This is a genomic window from Granulosicoccus antarcticus IMCC3135 (assembly GCF_002215215.1).
In the GTDB taxonomy this organism is placed as follows: Bacteria; Pseudomonadota; Gammaproteobacteria; order Granulosicoccales; family Granulosicoccaceae; genus Granulosicoccus; species Granulosicoccus antarcticus.
The window spans coordinates 2,723,955-2,748,699 of the sequence record NZ_CP018632.1 but is presented as its reverse complement, the minus strand read 5'-3'; the positions used below and the strand labels follow the sequence as shown (position 1 = coordinate 2,748,699).

Below are 24,745 nucleotides of genomic sequence, written 5' to 3'. Positions count from 1 at the left end.
GATAGGTATAAACTAAGCCTAGGCTAAACTTGTAATCCTTATGATGAATCTCAAAAGAGTCACCTCGTTTTCACTGGTACTCATGCTGCTGGCAAGCTCGACCGCTTGGAGTGCAGAAAAACTAAAAGTCGTTACCACCTTTACAATTCTGGCCGATATGACACAAAACGTTGCCGGCGATGCTGCTGAGGTGGTATCGGTCACCAAGCCGGGAGCTGAAATCCACAATTACCAGCCGACACCCAAGGATATCGGTCGTACCCGCCAGGCCGACCTCATTCTCTGGAATGGACTGAATCTGGAACTGTGGTTCGAAAAATTTCTGATACGCCTGCAAGGCGTTCCCAGCGCCGTACTCAGCGATGGGGTAGATCCCATGAGCATCAATGATGGCCCCTACGATGGCAAGCCCAACCCACACGCCTGGATGAGCCCATCAGTGGCACTGATTTATGTCGACAACATCGAAAAAGCCCTGTCTGTCAATGACCCCGACAACGCGACGACTTACGCTGCTAACGCTGCCGCCTACAAAATCAAGATAAAAGCACTGACAGAACCTCTCAGAGAAGCCATCAACGCCCTGCCCGAAGACCAACGCTGGCTTGCCAGCAGTGAAGGCGCGTTCAGCTACCTTGCCCGTGACTTCGGTCTCAAAGAGCTGTTTCTCTGGCCTATCAATGCAGACTCCCAGGGAACTCCACAACAGGTTCGCCAGGTCATCGACAAGATGCGTTCCGACAACGTACCGGTCATTTTCAGCGAAAGCACCGTCTCTCCCAAACCTGCTCAACAAGTGGCTCGTGAGACCGGAAAGCATTATGGTGGAGTCCTGTACGTTGACTCGCTAAGCAAAGCTGATGGACCCGTTCCCACCTATCTCGACCTGATCACTGTCACGATAGACACGATTGTCAAAGGTATTGAACAAGGCATGGAGTTACAAAAGTGAGTAGTGCTTTACAACAGACCGCCACCGATGCTGATCCGAAAGCCGCTCTGAAAATCGAGCGCAAAGCTCTGCGGGCTCGTCAAAGCGAAGAACCGCTGGGTAGCGGCATCAAGGCCGAGGGTCTCAGTGTCGTTTACCGCAATGGCAATGTGGCCTTGTCCGACGCCACTTTTTCGATCCCCACCGGGACCATTTGTGCCCTGGTAGGCATCAACGGATCTGGCAAATCCACCTTGTTCAAGGCAATCATGGGCCTGGTACCGGTCGCGCGTGGCACTGTTTCGATTCTCGGACAGGCCGCCGGACGGGCTCTGGCCAGAAATATCGTCGCCTATGTTCCGCAGAATGAAGAGGTTGACTGGAATTTTCCGGTGCTGGTCGAGGATGTCGTCATGATGGGCCGCTACGGTCATATGGGCTTCCTGCGCCGGGCATCAGCTATCGATAAACAAAAGGTCGATCAGGCTCTGGAACGGGTCAACATGAATGAGTATCGTCACCGCCAGATCGGTGAACTGTCCGGCGGCCAGAAAAAGCGCGTATTTCTGGCCAGGGCACTGGCACAGGAAGGCCAGGTGATCTTGCTTGACGAGCCGTTCACGGGCGTCGATGTCACCACCGAAGATGCCATTATCGATTTACTGAAGAGCCTGCGTGATGAAGGCCGGGTCTTGCTCGTATCAACCCACAACCTGGGTAGCGTTCCGCAGTTCTGCGACCAGGTGGTTCTGGTCAACCGCAAGGTGCTGGACTCAGGACCGACAGAGACCGTTTTTACACAACAAAACCTGGCAGAAGCCTTTGGTGGCACCCTGCGCTTTCATGTACTGGACAGCAATGAGTTGCATGACGACGATGATCAGCGTCAGGTGACAGTCATTACTGATGATGAACGGCCTTTTGTGCTCTACGGTGATGACGATATCGAGAACTCGCAGGAGCCTGCCAAACGTGTTTGACATTCTTCTTGAACCCTTTGGCTACAGCTATATGGTCAATGCCATCTGGTGCAGTGCTCTGGTTGGTGTCATCTGTGCTTTTCTGAGCTCCTATCTGATGCTCAAAGGCTGGTCTCTGATCGGAGACGCCTTGTCACATTCAGTTGTTCCCGGCGTCGCCGGCGCTTACATGCTGGGTCTACCCTATTCTGTCGGTGCCTTTATTTCCGGTGGACTGGCAGCGGCCGCAATGCTGTTCATTTCACAACGCTCGAACTTGCGCAACGATTCCGTTATCGGCCTTATCTTCACAGGCTTTTTCGGCCTCGGCCTGTTCATGGCTTCGCTGTCACCATCCGCAGTCAAAATCGACACCATCGTGTTTGGCAACATACTCGCAGTCACCCCCTTTGATGCCTTGCAGCTAGCCATCATCGGCGTGATCACACTGGGCTGTCTCATTGTTTTCTGGAAGGATTTCATGGTTGTATTTTTCGATGAAATCCACGCACACTCCATTGGCATACGCACTGGCAGGCTCAAGATACTGTTCTTCACCTTGTTGAGCGCCTCCACCGTCGCCGCCCTGCAAACCGTTGGCGCATTTCTGGTCATTGCCATGGTGGTCACGCCTGGCGCGACGGCCTACCTGCTAACCGACCGGTTCAGCCGGCTCATCCAGATCAGTATCCTGCTCGGCTTCCTGACCAGCACAATCGGCGCCTATCTGAGCTATTTCCTGGATGGCGCGACCGGAGCCGTCATCGTGTTGCTGCAAACCTTCATATTCACACTCGCTTTTCTGTTCGGTCCCACGCATGGCCTGCTTGCCAACAAACGTCGTGCGGCTGAGCGTCTGGCCGAATTTGATGCAGAACATCAGACGAGCGCTCCATGAATTTTCTGACCTTACTGCTCGAACCCTTCACCCTGGACTTCATGCAACAGGCCTATATCATTGCCTTGCTGGTTTCCATATCCGCCGGGGTACTCTCGTGCCTGCTGGTGCTCAAGGGGTGGTCATTAATGGGTGATGCCGTATCCCATGCGGTACTGCCCGGCATCGTCATTGCCTACATTCTGAACATTCCGGTTCTTATCGGGGCCTTCGTGACCGGTATGTTCTGTGCGGTCTCCACCGGCTATCTGACCGACAACAGCCGACTCAAGGAAGACACGGTCATGGGTGTCGTCTTCAGCGGACTATTTGCCCTGGGAATCGCCCTGTTCACCAAGCTCGATACCGGATTGCACCTGCATCAGGTCCTGTTCGGTGACGTTTTAGGCGTCTCCTGGAGCGATATTGCTCTCACAGCGGCGCTGACGATTCCAGCCTTCATCATCGTCATTGTCAAACGCCGAGACTTGCTGGTATTTGCCTTCGACCCTCAACATGCCCGCGTCGTCGGCCTCAACACAACGCTGCTGCATTACGGCTTATTGTCCATTCTGTCACTGATTATTGTCGCCTCCATCAAGGCTGTCGGCATCATTCTGGTCATATCGGTGCTGATAGCCCCAGGCGCCATCAGCTATCAGCTCACCCGGCGTTTCGAGAACATGATCTGGTGGTCAATTGTGGTTGCGGCAAGCACCACCATTGTTGGCGTCACACTCAGCTACCACATCGACAGTGCTCCGGCCCCCACCATCGTGGTGCTATTGAGCCTTGTGTTCGTTCTAGTGTTCTTGTTCGGCCCGCAGCGAGGCCTGCTTCGCAAGACCGCACCCCTTGAGCAAACCACGGCTTGATGCGCAAATAAATCAAGGCAGGTGCTCGCTCCAGGCACCTGCCGATCTGCAACATCTGAACTCGATCCACTTCATAGGGTACAATTCTGTTAATAATTACATTGATAATAAGAATGATTCGTATTATCATCCGTACTATTTTCTACAGAACGGTATGTACCCATGAAATTACCCGTCTTCAGACTGTTGGCGACAACTAGCCTCGTCATGGCCATCTTTGCGCCAACGGCCGCTACGGCCGCCGAGGAAGTCAACGTCTACTCCCATCGTCAGCCTTTTCTGACAGAACCGGTTTTTGATGAGTTCACCCGCGAAACGGGCATCAAGGTCAACACTGTTTTCGCCAAAGAGGGATTGATCGAACGATTGATGAACGAAGGCATTAATAGCCCCGCTGATCTCATGCTGGTTGCCAACGTCGGCAGCCTGGGTGCCGCCGTCGAGTCAGACATCGCGCAACGCCTCGACAGTGATGTCATCGAAGCCAATATTCCAGAAAACTTCCGGGACAAGGGCAACAAATGGTTCGGTCTCACCTCTCGTGCTCGTATCATTATTACCTCCAAGGATCGAGTGGAACCCGGCCTTGTCGAAACCTACGCTGATCTGACAAAACCTGAGCTCAAGGGACGTATCTGTACACGTAGTGGCAAGCACCCCTATATGGTGGAACTGGTCGCCTCCATGATTGCTCATGATGGCAAGAGCTCCGCCCGCAACTGGCTGGCTGGTGTCAAGGACAACCTGGCCAGCAAGCCGCAGGGCGGCGACCGCACACAAGTGAACGCAATAGCAGAAGGTGCCTGCGATGTGGCCATCGTCAATTCCTACTACATGGGTGGAATGCTGAGCGATCCAAAAGAGAAAGCCGCCGCTGAAACCGTCAACATCATTTTTCCTGACCAGAACGGCAAAGGCACTCACATGAATATCAGTGGAGTGATACTGACCAAGGCATCACCCAACCGGGAAAATGCGGTCAAGCTGATCGAGTTCCTGTCAGAAGATGTGGCCCAATCCATGTACGCCAATCTGAACCAGGAGTACCCGATCAACCCGGCTGTAAAACCTTCGGATCTGATCGCAAGCTGGGGTGAATTCAAACACGATGAACTTTCACTGAACGCCATCGTCAAGAATCGCGCCCTGGCCTACCGCCTGGCAGACGAAGTGGATTATGACGGCTAACAAACCCGTCACCGGTCGGGTCAAGGCGCGCTGGGGATCCTCAGCCGCCTACCCGGCCGCCACGCCGACCGTAGTCAGCTGGCCCGACGGGGAACTGGAACCCCGTCGTTTTGTCCCGGCAGGGCCTCCTGCACTCAGTAACACCGCAGTTCATCCGGACAATAATAAATTTACGGCACCAAAAATCCGGTATCGCAAATCCAGCTCCGAGCCCCTCAAAACAACCGGATCAGTAGCCCACACTGGCAAACCAACCTCTCGTGCCGCCTTTCTGCAACACCGCGAAGTCAGTGAACGTTCCGCCCTGCCTTCGATCAGCGGCTGGTCTGTCATCGCCTTTCTCATCGCCCTGACCGTCTGCCTGCCCATACTCTCGGTTATCTGGCTGTCGTTCAATCCGCAAGAAAATATCTGGCCCCATCTGGTCAACACCGTATTGGGCAGCTATATCTGGAACACCCTGATGTTGATGCTCGGGGTTGCCGCTGGCACGCTGACGATTGGTGTCAGTAGCGCCTGGCTGGTCACCCACTATGAATTCCCGGGCCGCACATGGTTCAACTGGGCGCTACTGCTGCCCTTTGCCATTCCGGCCTATGTCATTGCATTCATCTATACCGATTTGCTTGAATTTGCAGGCCCTGTTCAGTCGACTCTTCGGGACTTGTTTGGCTGGAAGCTTGCCAATGAATACTGGTTCCCTCGTATTCGAACACTACCCGGCGCCATACTCATGCTGGTATTGGTGCTCTACCCCTATGTCTATCTGCTGGCACGTTCAGCTTTTCTGGAACAATCGGCCTCGGTTCTGGAAGCTGCCCGAGTACTTGGCGGCCCTACCAAGAGCCTCTTTTTTCGAGTTGCCTTGCCGATGGCTCGTCCAGCCATTGTTGTCGGTCTTGCCATGGCGATGATGGAGACACTCAATGATTTTGGTACGGTTGACTACTTTGCCGTCAGGACTCTGACTGCCGGCCTTTATGATGTCTGGCTAGGTATGAACAACCTGGGTGGTGGCGCCCAGATAGCCACCTTGCTATTGGTGTTCGTGATGATGCTGATTGGCATGGAAAAAATCAGCCGTCGACACCAACAGAACTACCAGCCAACCTCCACTCGTTTTCGAAAACTGACCCGACATCAGCTACGTGGTACACAGGCCTTTTTCGCATTCTGCGCCTGCCTGCTCCCCATACTATTCGGCTTCCTGATTCCTGCCTGGGTGCTGGTCGACTACGCCATCATCTATTTTGATGAATCCTGGACAGCCGACTTTCGACAGATTGCCTTGAACTCTGTGTTGCTGTCGGGAACTGCCGCGATCGCTGCGGTGAGCATTGGCATCGTGCTCAGCTATAGCCAGCGACTGCACCCGACCCGCCTGCTGCGTACCAGCGTAAATGTATCCAGCCTGGGCTATGCCGTACCCGGAGCGGTACTGGCTATCGGGGTGATCATCCCCTTTGCCACTTTTGACAATACCCTGGACGCCTTCATGCGTAGCCAGTTTGGCTTCTCCACCGGCCTGCTTCTCAGCGGTACCGTGTTTGCCCTGGTCTTTGCCTATACCGTACGATTTCTGGCCGTCGCCTACGGCTCGGTCGATGCCAGCATGAAAAAGATAAGCCCGCATATGGACGATGCAGCACGTTCTCTGGGTCACTCCTCGGGAAGTATCCTGACACGCATTCATCTGCCATTGATGAAAAGCGGCGTCTTGACAGCGGCCCTGGTGGTGTTTGTCGACTGCATGAAGGAGCTGCCCGCAACTCTGGTACTACGTCCATTCAACTTCGATACGCTGGCCACCCACGTCTATCAATTTGCCTCGGACGAACTGATTGGAGAAGCTTCACTCGGAGCCCTTCTGATTGTGCTGACAGGCTTGGCCCCGGTCATCCTGTTGACCACTACCATCGATCGATCCAGAGAACTGAAGGCTGCGGGTGTCACCACCATTGACGAGCCGGGCATGATCCGAACTACCGCCGATCAGGCAGCACCAGCAAAAACCTCACTGCGCAATGCCTGATTTACCCGGCAGATAAGCACCTGCCGGACAGGGTAGTAAAGCGAAGAGCAGCCTACCACCCACGAACAGCCGCAGGCTACACACTCGAGTCCGTCACTATTCAGATGCAGGCATGTCAGGTGCAGGCATGGCCCCTGTCATCATCGCCACAGCATCAGACATGCTGTAATCCTGAGGACGGATGACACAGAGCCGCTTGCCAAGTCGATGAATATGAATGCGGTCTGATATCTCGAAGACATGCGGCATGTTGTGAGAGATCAGCACAATGGGCAAACCACGATCCCGCACCTCCTTGATAAGCTCAAGCACACGCCTGGACTCCTTGACACCCAGTGCCGCAGTGGGCTCATCAAGAATGACGACCTTGGATCCGAACGCCACCGCCCGAGCCACGGCCACCCCTTGACGCTGGCCGCCGGAGAGTGTTTCTACGGCCTGTGAAATATTCTGAATGGTCGTCAGCCCCAGATCATTGAGCTTTTCGCGAGCGATTTTATCCATCGCCGGCCGATCAAGAGCTCTCAGCAATTTACCCATGAAACCGGGTTTACGCAACTCGCGCCCCAGAAACATATTATCGCCAATGGACAGTGCGGGCGACAGAGCGAGATTCTGATAAACGGTTTCGATACCTGCATTCCGGGCTTCCATCGGCGATCGAAACTGGACCTTTTCACCATCCAGTTCAATGGTGCCACTATCAGGGGTGACCGCACCCGACAGTGCCTTGATCAGCGTTGACTTGCCCGCACCGTTATCACCGATGACAGCGAGTATTTCACCCGCATACAGCTCGAAATCGGCCTTGTCGATAGCCACGACTCGCCCGAAGTGCTTGACCAGATTGCTCGCCCTGATAACAACCTTGCGCTCTTCCACAGGCACTGACGATGCGGCACCCATTGTCTGCTCTGCCTGCGAACTCATGCTGAAACCCTCCTCAACCACTGATCGATACCCACGGCAAGAATGATCAGACAACCAATGGCAAAGCGCTGCCAGATGACATCAACACCCGCAATCTTGAGACCCGAGCTGAATACGCCCACGATCAAGGCACCGAACAAGGCGCCAAGAATGGAACCTCGCCCACCAAAAAGCGATGTACCACCAATGACCACAGCCGTTATCGAATCCAGATTGGCATCGTAGAAACTCTGAGGACTGACTGAGCCTACCCGACCGATGGATACCCAGGCGGCAATGCCGGCAATAAAGCCTGCCACACCATAAACCGAAAGCAGTAACCGGTTGGTATTGATACCGCTGAGTTCAGCCGCCTCCTTGTCATCACCCACAGCATAGACATGCCGGCCCCAGGCGGTATTGTTCAGCACGTACCAGATGACCAGGAAAACCCCGACCATCAGAAAGGAGCCATAGGTGAAGACGGCACCACCGATGGACACTCTTTCACCAAAGATCTTGAGTACCGGTGCGATTTTGTCAATGTCCTGACTTCGTATGGATTGCGATCCCGAATACCAGATAACCAGCGCAAAGAAAATATTCCAGGTGCCCAACGTCACGATAAAGGGCGGTAATCTCAGCCGCGTCACCAGAAGACCGTTGACCAGCCCTCCCAGGGTGCCCACGACAAAACCGCAGGGGATCGCAATAATGCTGGGCACTCCTAGTATGACGGCAAATTTGCCAGCAACCACCGAGGCCAGCACCATGATGGCGGCTATCGACAGATCGATGCCTGCCGTGAGAACGATCAGTGTCTGGGCACAGGCCAGAAAACCGATGATGGTCACCTGCTGGATAATCAGAGACAGGTTGAATGCTGTAAAGAATCGCTCACCGGCAATCAGGCGAAAAGCCACGACACTGACAAACAGGATGATGACCGGCACCATGGCAGGGTTGCCGTGCAGGAAGTGCTGAATATGCTGTAGCGCAGTTTTTTTGTCAGCATCAAACTCGGCAACTGTGTCGGCACTGGCCTTGACCAGTCCCGCTTCTGCACCACTATCAGCTGACCGATTTGAATCGACCATTTAAAGGATCCTCGAAATTAACAAGCGGAGGGGGGTAGAAATGAAAACGGAACCGAAGCACCCATCAGGCACTCCGGTTCCGGAACAGGAGCTACATGACTACTTTACAAATCAGCCCCAGCAGCGTTCGCCACCTTCCTTCGTATCAATCGATTCAATGCCTTCAACCGGCTTGTCGGTGACCAGAGACACACCTGTGTTGAAAAAATCGAGTCCGGGAGTTGGCTCTGGCTTGACGCCACTCTCAGCCCATGCCTTGATGGCTTCAACACCTTTGGATGCCATCAACAAAGGATACTGTTGCGCGGTTGCACCGATGACACCGTCAGCCACGTTTGCAACACCCGGGCAACCACCATCTATAGAGACGATCAATACCTCGTCTTCACGCCCGAAGGCCTTCAAGGCCTCGTAGGCACCCGCAGCCGCTGGCTCATTGATGGTGTAAACCACGTTAACCTCCGGGTCTTTTTGCATCAGATTTTCCATGGCTCGGCGACCACCTTCTTCATTCCCGGCAGTCACATCATTACCAATGATGCGAGGATCAGTTTCATCACCCCATCTTTTCGGATCGTTCAGCTCGATACCAAAACCTTGCAAGAAGCCCTGATCACGCAACACACCCACTGATGGCTGGCTGGCAGACAGATCGAGCATGGCAATTTTTGCCTCGCCAGCTTTATCGCCCAACTGCGCTGCGGCCCATTGACCAATCAGCTCACCTGCCTTGAAATTATCCGTGGCGAATGTCGCATCGGCCGAATCGATAGGCTCCAGAGGAGTATCAAGTGCGATAACCAGCAGACCAGCTTCTCGTGCCTGCTCTACAACAGGCACAATGGCGGCGGTGTCGGAGGCGGTAATCATAATGCCCTTGGCACCCGATGCAATGCATGTCTCAATAGCCTGAACCTGAGTTTCATGGTCGCCATCAACCTTGCCTGCATAAGTAGACAAGATAATGCCCAGCTCCTCTGCCTTGGCGGTGGCGCCTTCTTTCATCTTCACGAAAAACGGGTTGATATCGGTCTTGGTGATCAGGCAAGCCCCAATGTCCGCCGCGGCCGCCGGCATCGCTGCGCCAGCCCCCAGCAGTGCAATGGCAATGGCTGTTTTCGAGTCAAGAATTCGCATTTTTATTCCTCAGTACGTGGTGGTGGTGTGTTTTGAATAGTGGGAGGCAATCCTGCAAGCCGCGGTGCCAACCTGTTCGCATGGAAACGTATTTCTGATTTAATGTCAAACACACACGAAGCTCTTTCACGGGCTGAAATCGCTCGCAAGACGGGCCTGTCGCCACAGACCATCACGCTGATCACACGCTCACTACCCGTCAATACCAGCTGGCAACTGCATCAGCAGCACCAGCCGGAATCAGGCCCTATGCCAGACTTCAGGAATAGATCGGGAATCGTGCAGTCAGCACCATCACTTCTTCTTTGACTGCCGCTTCAACGGCCGCATTGCCCTCTTCTCCGTTGCTTGCCAACCCATCCAGAACACGCAGAATAAGCTCGCCAACCTGCTTGAATTCTTCCGTACCAAAACCTCGTGTCGTGGCTGCTGGCGTTCCCAGACGCACCCCGGAGGTGACAAACGGTGAAGCCGGATCAAAGGGAATACTGTTCTTGTTACAGGTGATGCCAGCTCGTCCCAATGCAGCTTCTGCAGATTTGCCAGTAACATCCTTGGGACGCAGATCAACCAGCATGACATGGGTATCGGTACCGCCAGAAACCATATCCAGTCCACCGGCTGCAAGTGTTTCTGCCAGCACGACAGCATTCTCCTTGACGGCCTGCTGATAGACCTTGAAAGAAGGTTGCAGAGCCTCACCGAAGGCGACGGCCTTGGCGGCGATGACATGCATCAACGGTCCACCTTGCAGCCCGGGGAAGACCGATGAATTGAATTTCTTACCCAGATCCGGATCGCGGCTCAGTATCATGCCGCCGCGTGGTCCACGCAAAGTCTTGTGAGTCGTGGTGGTGACCACATGAGCATGATCCAGAGGATTCGGATGCAGACCTGCGGCAACCAGGCCCGCAAAGTGAGCCATATCCACCATGAAATATGCACCCACTTCATCAGCAATGGCACGAAAACGGGCAAAATCGATGACTCGTGGATAGGCAGAACCACCCGCGATGATCAAGGCAGGTTTGCTCTCACGAGCCTGCGCTTCGAGAGCTTCGTAGTCGATCTGATGAGTCTTGGGATCCACACCATAAGTGACCGCATTGAACCATTTGCCGGACTGATTGACCGGTGAGCCGTGTGTCAGATGACCACCCGCCGACAGATCCATGCCCATGAACGTATCGCCCGGCTTGATCAGTGCCAGAAAGACCGCCTGATTAGCCTGGGCGCCAGAATGCGGCTGAACATTGGCATAGCTGCAATCGAACAGAGAACATGCCCTCTCGATGGCCAGAGACTCAGCGGTATCAACGTGCTCGCAACCACCGTAATAGCGCTTACCCGGGTAGCCTTCTGCATATTTGTTGGTCATGACGGAGCCTTGTGCTTCCATCACGGCAGCCGAAACGATATTTTCCGACGCAATCAGTTCGATTTCGTGCTGTTGACGACCCAGCTCGCTATCAATGGCCGCTTGTATGGCTGGATCACGCTGAGAAAGGCTTGCAGAGAAGAATTCGGACGTCTGCATTTGTGAATTAGCAGTTACATCATTACTCATTGTGGATTCTCGATAGTTATTAAGAAGAGACGAACAATTCAGATTCGATCTATTATGCCCTTCAGGACCCGGTCTTGCCGACCGGGAAATTCAGCCGCTCCAGATTCGATACGCCATGCAGCCTGCCACCCAGAGCTCACCTGCCATCAAGCAACATAATGAACCACGAGCTGCCGATGGCTCGATCCTGCCCAACTGGCAGGCCGTTACCCAGATCATGGACAACATGGGTGCCGAACACGTAGCCAGACGTCAGGAAGATATCGCCAGTCAGCTACGTGCCAATGGTATCGCCTACAGCCCAATGTCGGAGACCAATGCGACCCCGCGCCCCTGGAACCTGGATCTGTACCCTCTTATCATAGAACCGGCTGATTGGGCAACACTCAGCGCTGGCCTTGAGCAGCGAGCGCGGTTGAAACAGAGAATCCTCAACGATATTTATGGCAATCAGACGTTACTCAAAAAGGGCCTGATTCCACCTGCCGTGATTTATGCCCATCGTGGCTATCTGCGCGATGCTGTCAATCTGAATGAAACGCTGAACCTGCCTCTGCTTGGGGCCGATGTTTCTCGCTCACCTTCTGGACAATGGCATATCGTCGACGACATCTGTCAGTTTCCCGAAGGCATCGGTTATGCCCTGGAGAACCGCCTGGTGCTGTCACGCACCATGCCCAGGTTATTTCGAGAATCCCGCGTGCTGCGTATCGCCGAATACTTCAAGCATCTGCAGAACTATATAACCCAGATGTCCGAGTCGGACGGACGCTGCGTCATGCTCGCCCCGGGGCCCTCTCACCCTCACTATTTCGAATATGCCTACCTGTCCAAATACCTGGGCTACACACTCGTCCAGACAGAAGACCTGACTATCCGTGATAACCGTTGCTTCCTGAAGACGGTTTCCGGCCTGCAACGCGTCTCTGTCATCTACCGCTGCATCCCGGACACCCGGCTTGACCCGCTGGCTATCGGCCAGGCTGGTTCCAAGGGTATAACAGGCCTGTTTCAGGCGGTGCGTGCCGGTGGGGTCAAGATCATCAATCCGCTCGGCGCAGGTGTGCTTGAGAATCCGGCGCTCAACAATTACATGCCGGCGCTGTGCAAGGAGCTGCTGGGAGAGGAACTCGCCCTGTCAGGACCACCTACTTACTGGCTCGGCGATGCTAAACAACGCGAACATGTGCTGACCAAAGTAGATACTCTGCTGTTTCGCAATATTGACTCGGTCGGCCAGCTCCATGATCCGAGCATGATGAACCCGACAGAACTCTCCGAACTACACAAGAACATCAAACGTACCCCGCAACGCTACGTAGCTCAGGAGCGAATTGATCGCTCTGTGGCACCTGGTTTTCGTGGAGCAGAAAGAGTCGAACGGCAGATAACCGTGCGCTTTTTCATGGTTCGCGAGGACAATCTGCAACCCGACCAGTACCGCACCATGCCCGGCGGTCTGTGCCTTCTGGACACCGTCGCCAATGGCAGACGCACGCCATTCGAGTCGCTGCTTGGCACCAAAGATACCTGGGTCATATCCGAAGGCCCGGTGAAGCCTGTGACGTTGCTGAACAGGCAGGCACTGGACACCAACTATGCGGTTATCAACGGTGAGTTGCCCAGCCGGGTGGCAGAGAATCTATTCTGGATGGGCCGCAACGCCGCCCGCTGCGAAAACGTTGTCCGACTATTGCGAGCCGTCTTTGAGACTCTGCAGAATGACGATGGGCCGAGCAAATCGGCCAGTCCGGCACGAAGCGCCATCATGCGAGCCGCCTCGCAGGCCACCGGGACCTTGCCAGGATTCTACGGTCGTGGCGGGGTAAGACGTATCGAGAATCCACAGCGAGAGCTACTCTCGCTTCTGCACGACCCGAATCGGGTCGGTACCCTACCAGCGACGCTCAACTCCTTGCAGAACAGTGCGGCAGCGGTTCGCGACCGTGTCTCCGAAGAACTACTCCAGGTTCTCAACAAACTGGATGACACCTGTACTGATCTGGTTGAAAACGTCTACACCTCGCTACTTGCCGAGGACTCTGAAGTGCTGGAAAGAATCAGCCAGAAGCTGGACGATACCCTGATGTATCTGTCAGCCTTTGCCGGACTGGCTCACGAGAATTTTACGCACGGCGATGGCTGGCGATTCATGATGCTGGGACGACGCCTGGAACGCGTCACCCATACATCAGTGATTATCGAGACCATGCTGAGCCAGAACCGTGACGATGTGCATTTGCTCGAAGCCCTGCTCAAGTTGTTCGATAGTACAATGACTTACCGTAGTCGGTACCGCAGCCAGATGGATGTTCGGCTGGTGCTGCAACTACTATTGCTTGATGAATACAACCCCCGCTCTCTGGCCTACCAGCTGCATGAAATAGAGCAGACCATCAAACGTCTGCCTGGTCGGCGAAACATGTCTCAGGCAGATGCGTTGTCAAGACTGGCGATCGCCGGACTCAGCAGAATCAGACTCGCGGACCCGCAATCTCTTATCGACTCGTCACGCCACTCGCGCCAGAACCTTGCAAAATTTCTGAACATACTGACAACCTTGCCCAACGATATGGCTGAAGTTCTCAGTGCCACCTATTTCGCTCATGTGGAAAGCAGCCAGCAACTGGCAGATGTCTCAGTCAGTATCAGCACCGCTATTGCTGACATGGATTCGGATTCTGCCTCAAGTAAAAACAAACCATGAAATTGCAAGTAAGGCACCGAACCTATTACAAATACACAGGCCTTGCCAGCTTGTCTCACAACCATGTCTGCCTGCAGCCACGCAGCACAGACACGCAAACCTGTCTTGAGACCCGGGTCGATGTAACACCAGAGCCTGGCACCGTCCAATATGATGTTGACGTTTATGGTAATACAACGGCCAGGTTCAGCTTGAGCCAGCGACACCAGTCCTGTGACATCATCGTGACATCACTGATCGAAACCAGTGATGAGCAGGCACCGCTTCCCTCTTCGCACTCGGTAACAGACAATCTGCAGCTGCTTAAATCGCAATCCACTTCAGATGCCATGATGGCTCAGGATTGCCGTCTGCCCTCGCCCTATATACCCAACAGTGATACGCTTGAAGAATTCATCAAGGAACTGCCTCTGCACGATCAAAGCGTCCTTGAGTACGGTCAGCAAATGATGGAGCATATTTTCGATACGTTTGAATACAGCTCTGGGTTCTCCAACCTGGTCACCCCGCTAAGTACCATTCATGCTGCCAGAAAAGGCGTCTGCCAGGATTTTGCTCACCTGGCTATCGGGGCACTGCGACTGCAGGGAATTCCAGCGCGCTATGTCAGTGGCTATCTTGAAACGCTACCACCACCGGGCCAGAAGAAGCTACAGGGTGCCGACGCCTCACATGCCTGGTTCGCCATTTACGATGCCGAACACGGTTGGATCGACTTTGACCCGACCAATAACAAGCGTCCGGACCGCCAATACATTACAACTGCGTGGGGTAGGGATTACGGAGACGTGACTCCAGTCAAAGGTATGGTATATGGTGGAGGTGGCCATTCATTGACTGTCGAGGTTGATGTCACACGAATGGAAGAATACGTCTTAACATCTGCGGAGAACTAGAAGTCTATGCCTGAACGTTGTAAGGATTACCAAACACCTGGCTATGATGAGTTGATAGACGAAAACAGTGCGCCGCGCACTGCTGCGGGGCATCTATTGAACTGGCTCGACAGTCTCAGCGACGAAGAGATGGAGCATCGCCAGCAAGCCGCCAAAAACGCTATTGAGCAGATGGGCATCACCTTTACCGTTTATTCGGACAAGGGAAATATAGACCGGGAATGGCCTCTCGATATCATTCCCAGAGTGATCGACGCAGAAGAATGGAGCACTATCGAAGCGGGCCTTCGACAACGCCTCAAAGCGCTGAATCTGTTCATTAACGACCTCTACAATGACCAGGCAATCCTCAAAGACAATATCGTTCCTCGTGCACTTATTGAATCATCAAGCAACTTCCGACCTGAGTGCATGGGAATGCAACCCCGGCACGGCGTATGGGCCAACATTTGCGGCAGTGACCTGATTCGGGGCGAAGATGGCACCATTTACGTGCTTGAAGACAACCTGCGGGTCCCCTCGGGCGTCTCCTACATGATCGAGAACCGTGAGGTCATGAAACGGGCCATGCCCGAAGTCTTCAGCCAATGCCACATCTTGCCAGTTGACAATTACACCGAGAACCTGCAGCGCATGCTGGCCTCTCTATCAGAGCTTGAGGACCCCTGCCTGGCCGTACTGACACCGGGTGTTTTCAACTCCGCCTATTTCGAACACACGTTTCTGGCTCAGGAAATTGGTGCAGAGCTTGTCGAAGGCCGCGATCTTGTCGTCGGCGAAGGCGGCTATGTTTATATGCGCAATGTGGGAGGACTCAAGCGAGTAGATGTCATCTATCGACGTGTTGACGACGAATTCATTGACCCTGCCTGCTTCAATCCGAACTCCTCACTGGGCGTCAAGGGTCTGATGGAGGCCTGGCGTTCCGGCAAGGTTGCTATTGCCAATGCTCCAGGTGCGGGAGTTGCTGATGACAAGGTTATCTATTCATATGTACCCGACATCATTCGCTACTATCTGAATGAAGAGCCACTGATTGCCAATGTGCCTACTTATCGATGCGAAAATGCTGAAGAACGACAGCATGTACTTGACAACCTTGCCACTCTGGTGGTGAAGCCAGCTAACGAATCAGGTGGCTATGGCATGCTTATCGGCCCTTCCAGCACTGTCGAAGAGCAAGCTGAAATGGCAGAAAACATCATCGGCAACCCGCGTAACTACATTGGTCAGCCGACGATCACACTCTCCACGGCGCCTGTCATCGTCGACCTGAAGCTCTCTGCCCGACACTTGGATTTGCGTCCCTTTGTCCTGCAAGGTGAACACCTGACCGTAACAACCGGTGGCCTGACTCGAGTTGCCATGATAGAGGGCTCCCTGGTGGTCAACTCTTCACAAGGCGGTGGTAGCAAGGATACCTGGGTGGTTCGCAACGGCAGCAGTGCTCCTGCACCGACAGCCAACCAGTCACAATCGCAGTCACAGTCCCAGGAGCACTAGAATATGCTTGCCCGAGTTGCAGAAAACATTTACTGGCTGAGTCGTTATCTGGAACGTGCCGAGAACACGGTGCGTCTGATCAACGTTCACAGTAACCTGCTGATGGACATGCCCGACCTTGACGAACATCAGAGCTGGATGCCACTGATATCCATCAACGGTCTGGATGAGGAATTCGCAGAAGTTCACTCAACGGCGTCAGAGACGTCGGTAAACCAGTTTCTTCTGGCAGACAAAAAGAACTCCGGTTCCCTGATAAACGCTTTTCTGGCGATTCAGGTCAATCTGCGAAGCTGCCGCGACATCCTGCCCAAGAACTGCTACGAATCCATTAACAGCCTATGCCGCATGGTATTGCGCCAGGTTGAAAGTGCACACCGGCAGACGCCGCTCAGGATGAAATTCCTACATACAGTGGAAGAGAAGCTGCAGGCAATTTCTGGCAGCCTCAACAGCAATATGAGCCATGATCTGGGCTATCGCTTCCTGCGCATGGGTGGCTACCTGGAAAGAGCGGACATGACCTCGCGGGTCATCGATGTGCAATCAACCCGACTCACAGCAACCAGCACCACTGGCGAGATCATGGCCGTTCAGGGACAACGCTGGGTGTCGGTCTTGCGTACCCTGGCGGCCCACCAGATGTATCGACAGACAGTACGCCGCCCCGTCAATGGTCGCGACACCCTTAACTTCCTGCTGACAGACAAGCATCTGCCACGCTCCTATGCCTTCTGCCTGAATCACCTTGACGAAAGCATGCGAGGCATCGGCCTTGAAGATGATCGTCCCAGCCAAGCCATAGCAACGCTGAAAAATCAGCTGATGAGTGCCGACTTTGCCGCACTGGCCGAAGACCCCTTTGCACTGCACGAATTTCTGGATGATCTGCAGCTGGGCATGCTGGCCGTGGGAGCCGCTATCTCGGCAACCTATTTCCCCCCCTCTTCAATGGCAACCGTTGAAGATGAACCCCTGAGTGAGAAACCTGAATTAGTGGAAGTGACTAAATGAGCATTCGTGTCGCGCTCGACCATACGACCGTCTACAACTATGATAAGCCGGTTACCCTGCATCCTCACATCATTCGACTAAGGCCTGCGCCTCATTGTCGAACACCGATCCTGAGCTACAGCCTGACGATCGAGCCCAAGGAGCATTTTCTAAACTGGCAACAGGATCCTTTTGGCAACTATCTGGCCAGAATCGTGTTTCCGGAAAAGTGCACCAAGATGTCCGTCACGGTTGACCTTGTCGCCGAACTGACCGTCATCAACCCGTTCGATTTCTTCGTCGAAGAATCCGCAGAAAACTTTCCTTTCGAATACAGCAAGGTCAATCAGCAAGAACTGGCCCCCTACCTGGCAACGACCCCTGCATCAAAAAGGCTACAAGCCTGGCTTGATAAAAACATACCGAAGGATATGCACATCATTGATGCGCTGGTGCACGTCAACCAGGCCGTACACCGTGATGTCGGTTATCAGCTACGCATGGAACCCGGTGTACAGACCAGCGACGAGACACTTGAACTCGCCATGGGCTCCTGTCGTGACAGTGGCTGGCTACTGGTTGAGATCATGCGTCACTACGGCATCGCCGCACGCTTTGTCTCCGGCTATCTGGTTCAGCTGACACCGGATGTAAAATCCATCGACGGCCCGTCTGGCACAGAAGAGGATTTCACCGACCTGCATGCATGGGCCGAGGTCTATATCCCGGGTGCAGGCTGGGTTGGTCTGGATGCGACATCGGGACTGTTTGCTGGCGAAGGTCATATACCTCTTGCCTGCACACCTCAGCCAACCAGTGCCGCACCCATCTCCGGCGCTGCAAGCGAAGCTGCCGATGACTTCTACTTTCATAACCGCGTCAGTCGCTTTGACGAACGTCCCCGAGTGACACTGCCCTACTCCGACAGTGAGTGGCAGAAAGTGCTGGATCTGGGCGAATCTGTGGATCAGAAGCTGGAAGCACAAGATGTCAGACTGACCATGGGTGGCGAACCTACGTTTGTCTCCATTGATGACATGGAAAGCCCCGAATGGAACAATGCAGCTTTGGGCGAACACAAACTGGAGCTGGCCGGCGTCTTTCTGGAAAAGCTTCGTACCGCCTTCTCACCCAATGGCATCATCGCGTATGCACAGGGTAAGTGGTACCCCGGCGAACCTACCCCACGCTGGGCGTTGATCAGCCACTGGCGTACTGATGGCGAGCCCATCTGGCAGGACCCCAGCCGACTGGGCACACCAGGCGCGCACAAGACAGAAGATGAGGACGCCCTCAAGTTCATGCAGAGCCTGTGCAAGCAGCTTGATATCTCCGAGGATCTTGTCCGGGGCCTGTATGAAGATCCCCTCCATGCGCTGCACCTGGAATCGATGCTGCCAGATGATGTCGAACTTGATTCACTGAATCTGAAAGACAAAAGCTCCAGACAACGTCTGGTCAACATGTTGTCCAAGGGCGTTGACGAGCCTGTCGGCTTCATGCTGCCTCTGGCATTTGCACCCGCGCAGCAGCAGTCCGATGATTATCAGGGTTATTGGCTTTCTGGCGAGTGGCCTTTGCGACGCAAGGATGTATTCCTGATTCCAGGTGATTCTCCTGCAGGATTGCGTCTGCCACTGGCTTCACTTCCCGTTGACGACACGGTTGATCATGAAGCCAACGCCATGTTGGAGGATAATTTTGCCCCCTCCGAAGCATTACCTGATGCAGCAGCCGATCTGACAACCCGGCCAGCCTCAGCTAAAAAGCCGTCCGCAGAAGAAAGCGGCCCCCGCATTATTCGCACCACGCTGTGTGCGGAGATCCGTGACGGCTCTCTTTATATATTCATGCCGCCCATGCAAAGTGCCCGAAGCTGGGTACTGCTGATGGGTTGCATCGAAAGAGCCTGTATTGCCAGTTCGGTTTTTCCGGTTATCGAAGGTTATGAACCACCTAGAGATGCCAGGCTTCAGTCTTTTCGTATCACTCCTGATCCGGGTGTCATCGAAGTCAACATCCACCCCTCTGGTACATTCTCGGAGTTGGTCGAGCGTACAGAAACCATTTATGAAGCTGCACGCGAATCTCGGCTTGGCGCCGAGAAGTTCATGGTTGATGGTCGCCACACCGGTACCGGTGGCGGAAATCACGTCACCATGGGTGGCTATACGCCAGCCGACAGTCCGTTCCTGCGACGCCCGGCACTGCTCGGCAGCCTGATTACCTTCTGGCAGCATCACCCCAGCCTGTCGTATCTGTTCTCCGGCATGTTCATCGGCCCTACCAGTCAGGCTCCCAGGATCGATGAGGCTCGTAGCGAATCCTTGTATGAATTGGAGATGGCGCTTTCCAGACTGCCCAGTGGTGAAGCCCAGCAACCCTGGCTGGTCGATCGCCTCCTGCGCAATCTGCTGATCGACTTGACAGGCAATACGCACAGAACAGAAATATGTATCGACAAACTCTACTCACCTGACGGCCCTGCTGGCCGCCTTGGCATCGTGGAACTGCGCGCTTTTGAGATGCCTCCTCACGCTCGCATGAGTATTGTCCAGGCATTATTGATACGCTGCCTGATCAGTCGCTTCTGGGACAAGCCCTATTCGGGCAAGTTGATACGCTGGGGTACCGAACTGCACGATCGCTTCATGCTTCCGCATTATCTATGGGAAGACATCAGTGATGTCATTGCAGATCTCAATCGCAACGGCTTTGGCTTCGACGCTAACTGGCTGGATGCATTCTGGGAGTTCCGCTTCCCGGTCTATGGCGTTCGTCAGATTGACGGTATCTCACTGGAAGTACGGGCGGCGATTGAGCCCTGGCATGTACTGGGCGAGGAAGCTTCAGCCGGTGGTATGGCTCGCTACGTCGATTCATCACTGGAACGGGTACAGTTGAAAGTTACCGGCCTGACAGGTGATCGCTACAAGATCACCTGTAATGGCTGCGCACTACCACTTCGTAAAACCGGCACCGCTGGTGAGTATGTCGTGGGAGTCCGCTATCGTGCCTGGCAGCCTACCTTTGCCTTGCATCCTGACCTGCCTGTAGATGCTCCATTGATATTCGACGTTGTGGACACCTGGTCCAACCGCAGTCTGGGCGGATGTGCCTATCACGTGGCAGATCCGGGCGGACGCAGTTATGACGACGTACCGGTCAATGCCAATGTGGCAGAGTCCAGACGTCTGGCACGTTTCGATGAAGATCACCACACTCCTGCACCAGCCGTTATCATGACACCGCTAGGTGGCGGCGCACCGCGTTTCGAATCCACTTCGGCAACCAGCGACGTTTTGATAAAGGAAGAACTGAGTGAGAATCGCGAATACCCGTGCACAGCAGATATGAGACTACGCACTCGTTAAACCAAGGCTGCGCTCCGCGTCAACGCGTGAGCGCAGCTGGACATGTTGCCTCCAAGCGACTTCCACAAACTAACGACACAAGCCAATACGGACTGCCTGCTATCGCAGCACTGGATCAGCAAGGCAGTGCCCGTATTCGCTTTCCCAAAACGACCGGTTGCGCCCTGCAAGCGGTGCTACTCAACACCGCCGGTGGTCTGACCGGCGGTGATGTCATTAACTGGTCTGGAACCGCAGGTAGTGGCTCCAGACTGAGTATCAGCACAGCCGCCTGCGAAAAACTGTATAGAACTCACGGACCAGAGGCGAGCCAGCACACGCAGCTGGTGATCGAAAACGGTGCACGACTGGACTGGCTGCCGCAGGAAACCATCATATTCAATGATGCTGCACTCAAGCGAACCCTGGATGTAGAGCTTGCAACTGACTCCACCGCATTACTCGTAGAGAGCCTGGTACTGGGAAGACACGCCATGCGCGAGTCCATAACCCGCCTGCAACTGCATGACCGATGGCGCATTCATCGTGATGGCAAACTACTTCATGCTGAAGAGTTACGCCTTGATATCCAGGGCCCCACAGATGCACGAAAAAACAGCATGCTGCATCACTACGGTGCAATATCGACGGTTGTTCTGGTATCGCCGGATTCTGCTGAAAGTCTGCATATAATGGCTGACGCTATAAGAGAGCTTGCGCCTTCCGACAAGCAGATATTGACGGCTGCCAGCTCGGTGATGAATCATCGGCTGGTCATCAGAGTACTCTCTGACAGCAGTCAATCACTGCGAAAATTCCTGATACCCTGCATCGAAAGGTTAAGCGACAGCATGCCGATACCACAAGTATGGAACGTATGAAATCATGCAACTGACGCCACGTGAAAAAGACAAATTACTGATCTCCATGGCTGCCGAGGTCGCCCGCCGGCGCCTTGCCCGTGGTGTCAAACTGAATCACCCTGAAGCCATCGCGCTGATCAGTGATTTCGTCGTCGAGGGTGCGCGTGATGGCCGCAGCGTCTCAGAACTCATGAGCAGTGGCGCAACCGTCATCAGCCGCGACGATGTCATGTCAGGTATCAGCGAAATGATTCCTGAGATCCAGGTTGAAGCAACCTTCCCGGACGGCGTGAAACTTGTCACCGTCCACCAGCCCATACGGTAACGCTCATGATTCCAGGCGAAATAATCACAGGCGACGGTACGCTTACTCTAAATGATGGAATGCAGAGCCTGACGCTCGAAGTGGCGAACACCGGCGATCGACCAATCCAGGTAGGGAGTCACTATCACTTTGCAGAAGCCAATCCCGGCCTCGCCTTCGACCGCGATGCGGCACGCGGCTTCAGGCTCGATATTGCTGCGGGTACAGCCGTACGTTTCGAGCCCGGACAACAACGCGAAGTAAAACTGGTTGCCATCGGCGGTGCCCGAAAAATAATCGGTTTCCGCCAGGCCGTCATGGGAGATCTGTAATGGCTACGACTATCAGCCGGCAGGCTTATGCCAACATGTATGGTCCGACCACCGGCGACAAGGTTCGCCTGGCCGATACCGAGCTCTTCATCGAAGTAGAACGTGATCTGTGCACCTACGGCGAAGAGGTCAAATTCGGCGGTGGCAAGGTCATCCGAGATGGCATGGGCCAATCGCAGCGATCACGCCAACAAGGCGCCGTTGATACCGTCATTACCAATGCATTGATCGTCGACCACACCGGCATCTACAAAGCCGACGTTGGCCTGCTCGATGGTCGGATCTGTGCGATCGGCAAGGCTGGCAATCCTGATACACAGAGCGGTGTCAATATCGTCATTGGCCCCGGTACAGAAGCTATAGCCGCAGAAGGACGGATACTCACCGCTGGTGGGTTCGACAGTCATATTCATTTCATCTGCCCTCAGCAGATTGATGAATCACTGAATTCCGGAGTCACCACCATGCTGGGCGGTGGCACAGGCCCGGCTCATGGAACACTGGCGACAACGTGTACACCGGGCCCCTGGCATCTTGCACGCATGATTCAGGCAGCAGACGGCCTGCCGATGAACCTGGCCTTCGCCGGCAAGGGCAACGCATCCCAGCCGCAAGCGCTCGAAGAAATGGTCCTGGCAGGTGCGGCAGCCCTCAAACTGCATGAGGACTGGGGTACGACACCTGCGGCCATCGATTGCTGTCTGAACGTTGCAGACCAGATGGATGTACAGGTCATGATCCATACTGATACGCTGAACGAAAGCGGATTTGTGGAAAGCACTATCGACGCTGTAGCAGGCCGCACCATCCACGCCTTTCACACCGAAGGCGCCGGCGGTGGACATGCTCCCGACATCATCTCTGTCTGTGCACTGCCCAACTTCCTGCCCTCATCCACCAACCCGACACGCCCCTATACCGTCAATACCATTGACGAACATCTGGACATGTTGATGGTCTGCCATCATCTTGATAGCAATATTCCCGAAGACATCGCTTTCGCAGAAAGTCGCATACGCAAGGAGACCATAGCCGCAGAAGACATACTGCACGACATGGGCGCTTTCTCCATCATTGCCTCTGACAGCCAGGCCATGGGTCGCGTCGGCGAGGTACTGATTCGTACGTGGCAGACAGCCGACAAGATGAAAAAGCAACGTGGTCCCTTGCCACAAGAGACCGGCGACAATGACAACTTCCGGGTCAAACGTTATATCGCCAAATACACCATCAACCCTGCCATCGCTCACGGTATCAGCACCGACATCGGTTCGATTGAAGTGGGCAAACGGGCCGACCTGGTTCTGTGGCACCCGGCATTTTTCGGGGTCAAGCCAGAACTGGTCATGCTGGGCGGCACCATCGCCTCAGCTCCGATGGGTGACCCGAACGCCTCCATTACGACACCGCAGCCCGTGCACTACCGCCCCATGTTCGGCACGTTTGGCAAGGCACTGACTCACAGCTCCGTAACATTTGTATCGCAGGCAGCCATCGACAATGCCTTGCGTGAAACACTCGGCGTTGATAAACAGATGCTTGCCGTACGTAATACCCGTGGTGGCATAAGCAAAGCCAGCATGCTTCTGAACAATGCAACTCCGAGAATCGAAGTTGATCCAGAAACCTATGATGTCAGGGCGGATGGAGAGTTACTGACCTGCGAACCAGCCACCGAACTACCAATGGCTCAACGTTATTTTCTCTACTAGCCTTTTTCAAGCCCCATGAACACACCACATTGTCATACTGTCGAACGCGGGTCATCTCAAAATGCGGATTCGGCTGCAGCGCTAGAACCGACAGACACCATCACACTTGATGAAACAGATCGGCATCGCCGGCGTCTGGCCATGGTCTCGGACAATGGCATAGAGTTTCTGCTGGAACTTGCTACACCGACCCTGTTGCGTGAAGATGATGTCTTGAGGCTGAGCGATGGTCGCGCAATTCGTGTAATCGCCAAACCTGAACCCCTGTATATCGTCAGTGGTACAGATCACGTGCACCTGCTGAATCTGGCCTGGCATGTGGGCAACCGGCATCTGGCGACCCAGATCCATCATGATCATTTCCTGATCCGCAAAGATCCGGTCATTCGTAATATGCTGGAGGAACTGGGCGCCAGTGTGAAAGATATAGAGTCAGGCTTCAACCCGATCGGAGGTGCTTATGATCAGGAACACAAGGCTGCACACACTCATCACGACCACTCGCACTGA

General features: G+C 54.3%; 20 protein-coding genes. 16 read left to right on the top strand and 4 right to left on the bottom strand.

Features of this window, described 5'->3' with window-relative positions; all coding sequences use genetic code 11:
• Positions 1-40: 40 nt before the first annotated feature.
• From IMCC3135_RS11970 to IMCC3135_RS11945, 6 genes are all read left to right on the top strand, one after another.
• A complete protein-coding gene (locus tag IMCC3135_RS11970; protein WP_157735936.1) occupies positions 41-952 on the top strand; it encodes a metal ABC transporter substrate-binding protein in 912 nt (303 codons plus the stop codon).
• The gene (locus tag IMCC3135_RS11965) at positions 949-1,911 is read left to right on the top strand and encodes a manganese/iron ABC transporter ATP-binding protein (protein WP_269467049.1); all 963 of its coding nucleotides are present in this window, start codon (positions 949-951) and stop codon (positions 1,909-1,911) included. Before IMCC3135_RS11970 ends, IMCC3135_RS11965 begins: the two co-directional genes overlap by 4 nt.
• Positions 1,904-2,788, top strand: a complete 885-nt coding sequence (locus IMCC3135_RS11960; RefSeq protein ID WP_088917819.1) for a metal ABC transporter permease — start codon at positions 1,904-1,906, stop codon at positions 2,786-2,788. Before IMCC3135_RS11965 ends, IMCC3135_RS11960 begins: the two co-directional genes overlap by 8 nt.
• Positions 2,785-3,642, top strand: coding sequence for a metal ABC transporter permease (locus IMCC3135_RS11955; RefSeq protein ID WP_088917818.1), 858 nt, complete (start codon positions 2,785-2,787; stop codon positions 3,640-3,642). Before IMCC3135_RS11960 ends, IMCC3135_RS11955 begins: the two co-directional genes overlap by 4 nt.
• A gap of 162 nt (positions 3,643-3,804) precedes the next feature.
• Positions 3,805-4,830 carry an extracellular solute-binding protein gene (locus tag IMCC3135_RS11950; RefSeq protein WP_088917817.1) on the top strand — a complete coding sequence of 342 codons (1,026 nt, stop codon included), beginning with the start codon at positions 3,805-3,807 and terminating at the stop codon, positions 4,828-4,830.
• On the top strand, positions 4,820-6,862 hold the full coding sequence (locus IMCC3135_RS11945) for an ABC transporter permease (protein ID WP_088917816.1): 2,043 nt from the start codon (positions 4,820-4,822) through the stop codon (positions 6,860-6,862). Before IMCC3135_RS11950 ends, IMCC3135_RS11945 begins: the two co-directional genes overlap by 11 nt.
• 96 nt (positions 6,863-6,958) lie before the next feature.
• Here the strand turns inward: IMCC3135_RS11945 and IMCC3135_RS11940 are convergent, their stop codons facing one another.
• The 4 genes from IMCC3135_RS11940 to glyA form a co-directional block, all read right to left on the bottom strand.
• On the bottom strand, positions 6,959-7,792 hold the full coding sequence (locus IMCC3135_RS11940; protein ID WP_205738010.1) for an ATP-binding cassette domain-containing protein: 834 nt from the start codon (positions 7,790-7,792) through the stop codon (positions 6,959-6,961).
• Entirely contained in the window at positions 7,789-8,868 is a 1,080-nt protein-coding gene (locus IMCC3135_RS11935) for an ABC transporter permease (protein WP_088917815.1), read from the bottom strand. The genes IMCC3135_RS11940 and IMCC3135_RS11935 overlap by 4 nt, the downstream gene beginning before the upstream one ends.
• A 111-nt stretch (positions 8,869-8,979) precedes the next feature.
• On the bottom strand, positions 8,980-10,005 hold the full coding sequence (locus IMCC3135_RS11930) for a sugar ABC transporter substrate-binding protein (RefSeq protein WP_088917814.1): 1,026 nt from the start codon (positions 10,003-10,005) through the stop codon (positions 8,980-8,982).
• A gap of 259 nt (positions 10,006-10,264) precedes the next feature.
• A complete protein-coding gene (glyA, locus tag IMCC3135_RS11925) occupies positions 10,265-11,572 on the bottom strand; it encodes a serine hydroxymethyltransferase (protein WP_269467048.1) in 1,308 nt (435 codons plus the stop codon).
• A 115-nt stretch (positions 11,573-11,687) separates the two neighbouring features.
• On the opposite strand from glyA, the gene IMCC3135_RS11920 reads away from it, so the two are divergent.
• The 10 genes from IMCC3135_RS11920 to IMCC3135_RS11875 are packed head-to-tail and all read left to right on the top strand — an operon-like array spanning position 11,688 to position 24,745.
• Positions 11,688-14,279: a circularly permuted type 2 ATP-grasp protein gene (locus IMCC3135_RS11920; RefSeq protein ID WP_088917812.1), complete on the top strand. Its 2,592-nt coding sequence runs from the start codon at positions 11,688-11,690 to the stop codon at positions 14,277-14,279.
• Entirely contained in the window at positions 14,276-15,175 is a 900-nt protein-coding gene (locus IMCC3135_RS11915; protein ID WP_088917811.1) for a transglutaminase family protein, read from the top strand. Before IMCC3135_RS11920 ends, IMCC3135_RS11915 begins: the two co-directional genes overlap by 4 nt.
• Before the next feature lie 6 nt (positions 15,176-15,181).
• Positions 15,182-16,678: a circularly permuted type 2 ATP-grasp protein gene (locus tag IMCC3135_RS11910; protein ID WP_088917810.1), complete on the top strand. Its 1,497-nt coding sequence runs from the start codon at positions 15,182-15,184 to the stop codon at positions 16,676-16,678.
• Between the two features lie 3 nt (positions 16,679-16,681).
• A complete protein-coding gene (locus tag IMCC3135_RS11905) occupies positions 16,682-17,692 on the top strand; it encodes an alpha-E domain-containing protein (RefSeq protein WP_088917809.1) in 1,011 nt (336 codons plus the stop codon).
• A complete protein-coding gene (locus IMCC3135_RS11900; RefSeq protein ID WP_088917808.1) occupies positions 17,689-21,045 on the top strand; it encodes a transglutaminase family protein in 3,357 nt (1,118 codons plus the stop codon). Before IMCC3135_RS11905 ends, IMCC3135_RS11900 begins: the two co-directional genes overlap by 4 nt.
• A gap of 26 nt (positions 21,046-21,071) precedes the next feature.
• Positions 21,072-21,905 carry an urease accessory protein UreD gene (locus IMCC3135_RS11895; RefSeq protein ID WP_157735934.1) on the top strand — a complete coding sequence of 278 codons (834 nt, stop codon included), beginning with the start codon at positions 21,072-21,074 and terminating at the stop codon, positions 21,903-21,905.
• Between the two features lie 4 nt (positions 21,906-21,909).
• On the top strand, positions 21,910-22,212 hold the full coding sequence (locus IMCC3135_RS11890; RefSeq protein ID WP_088917806.1) for an urease subunit gamma: 303 nt from the start codon (positions 21,910-21,912) through the stop codon (positions 22,210-22,212).
• Between the two features lie 5 nt (positions 22,213-22,217).
• Entirely contained in the window at positions 22,218-22,523 is a 306-nt protein-coding gene (locus IMCC3135_RS11885; RefSeq protein ID WP_088917805.1) for an urease subunit beta, read from the top strand.
• On the top strand, positions 22,523-24,235 hold the full coding sequence (ureC, locus tag IMCC3135_RS11880; RefSeq protein ID WP_088917804.1) for an urease subunit alpha: 1,713 nt from the start codon (positions 22,523-22,525) through the stop codon (positions 24,233-24,235). The genes IMCC3135_RS11885 and ureC overlap by 1 nt, the downstream gene beginning before the upstream one ends.
• Positions 24,236-24,250: 15 nt before the next feature.
• Entirely contained in the window at positions 24,251-24,745 is a 495-nt protein-coding gene (locus IMCC3135_RS11875) for an urease accessory protein UreE (RefSeq protein WP_088917803.1), read from the top strand.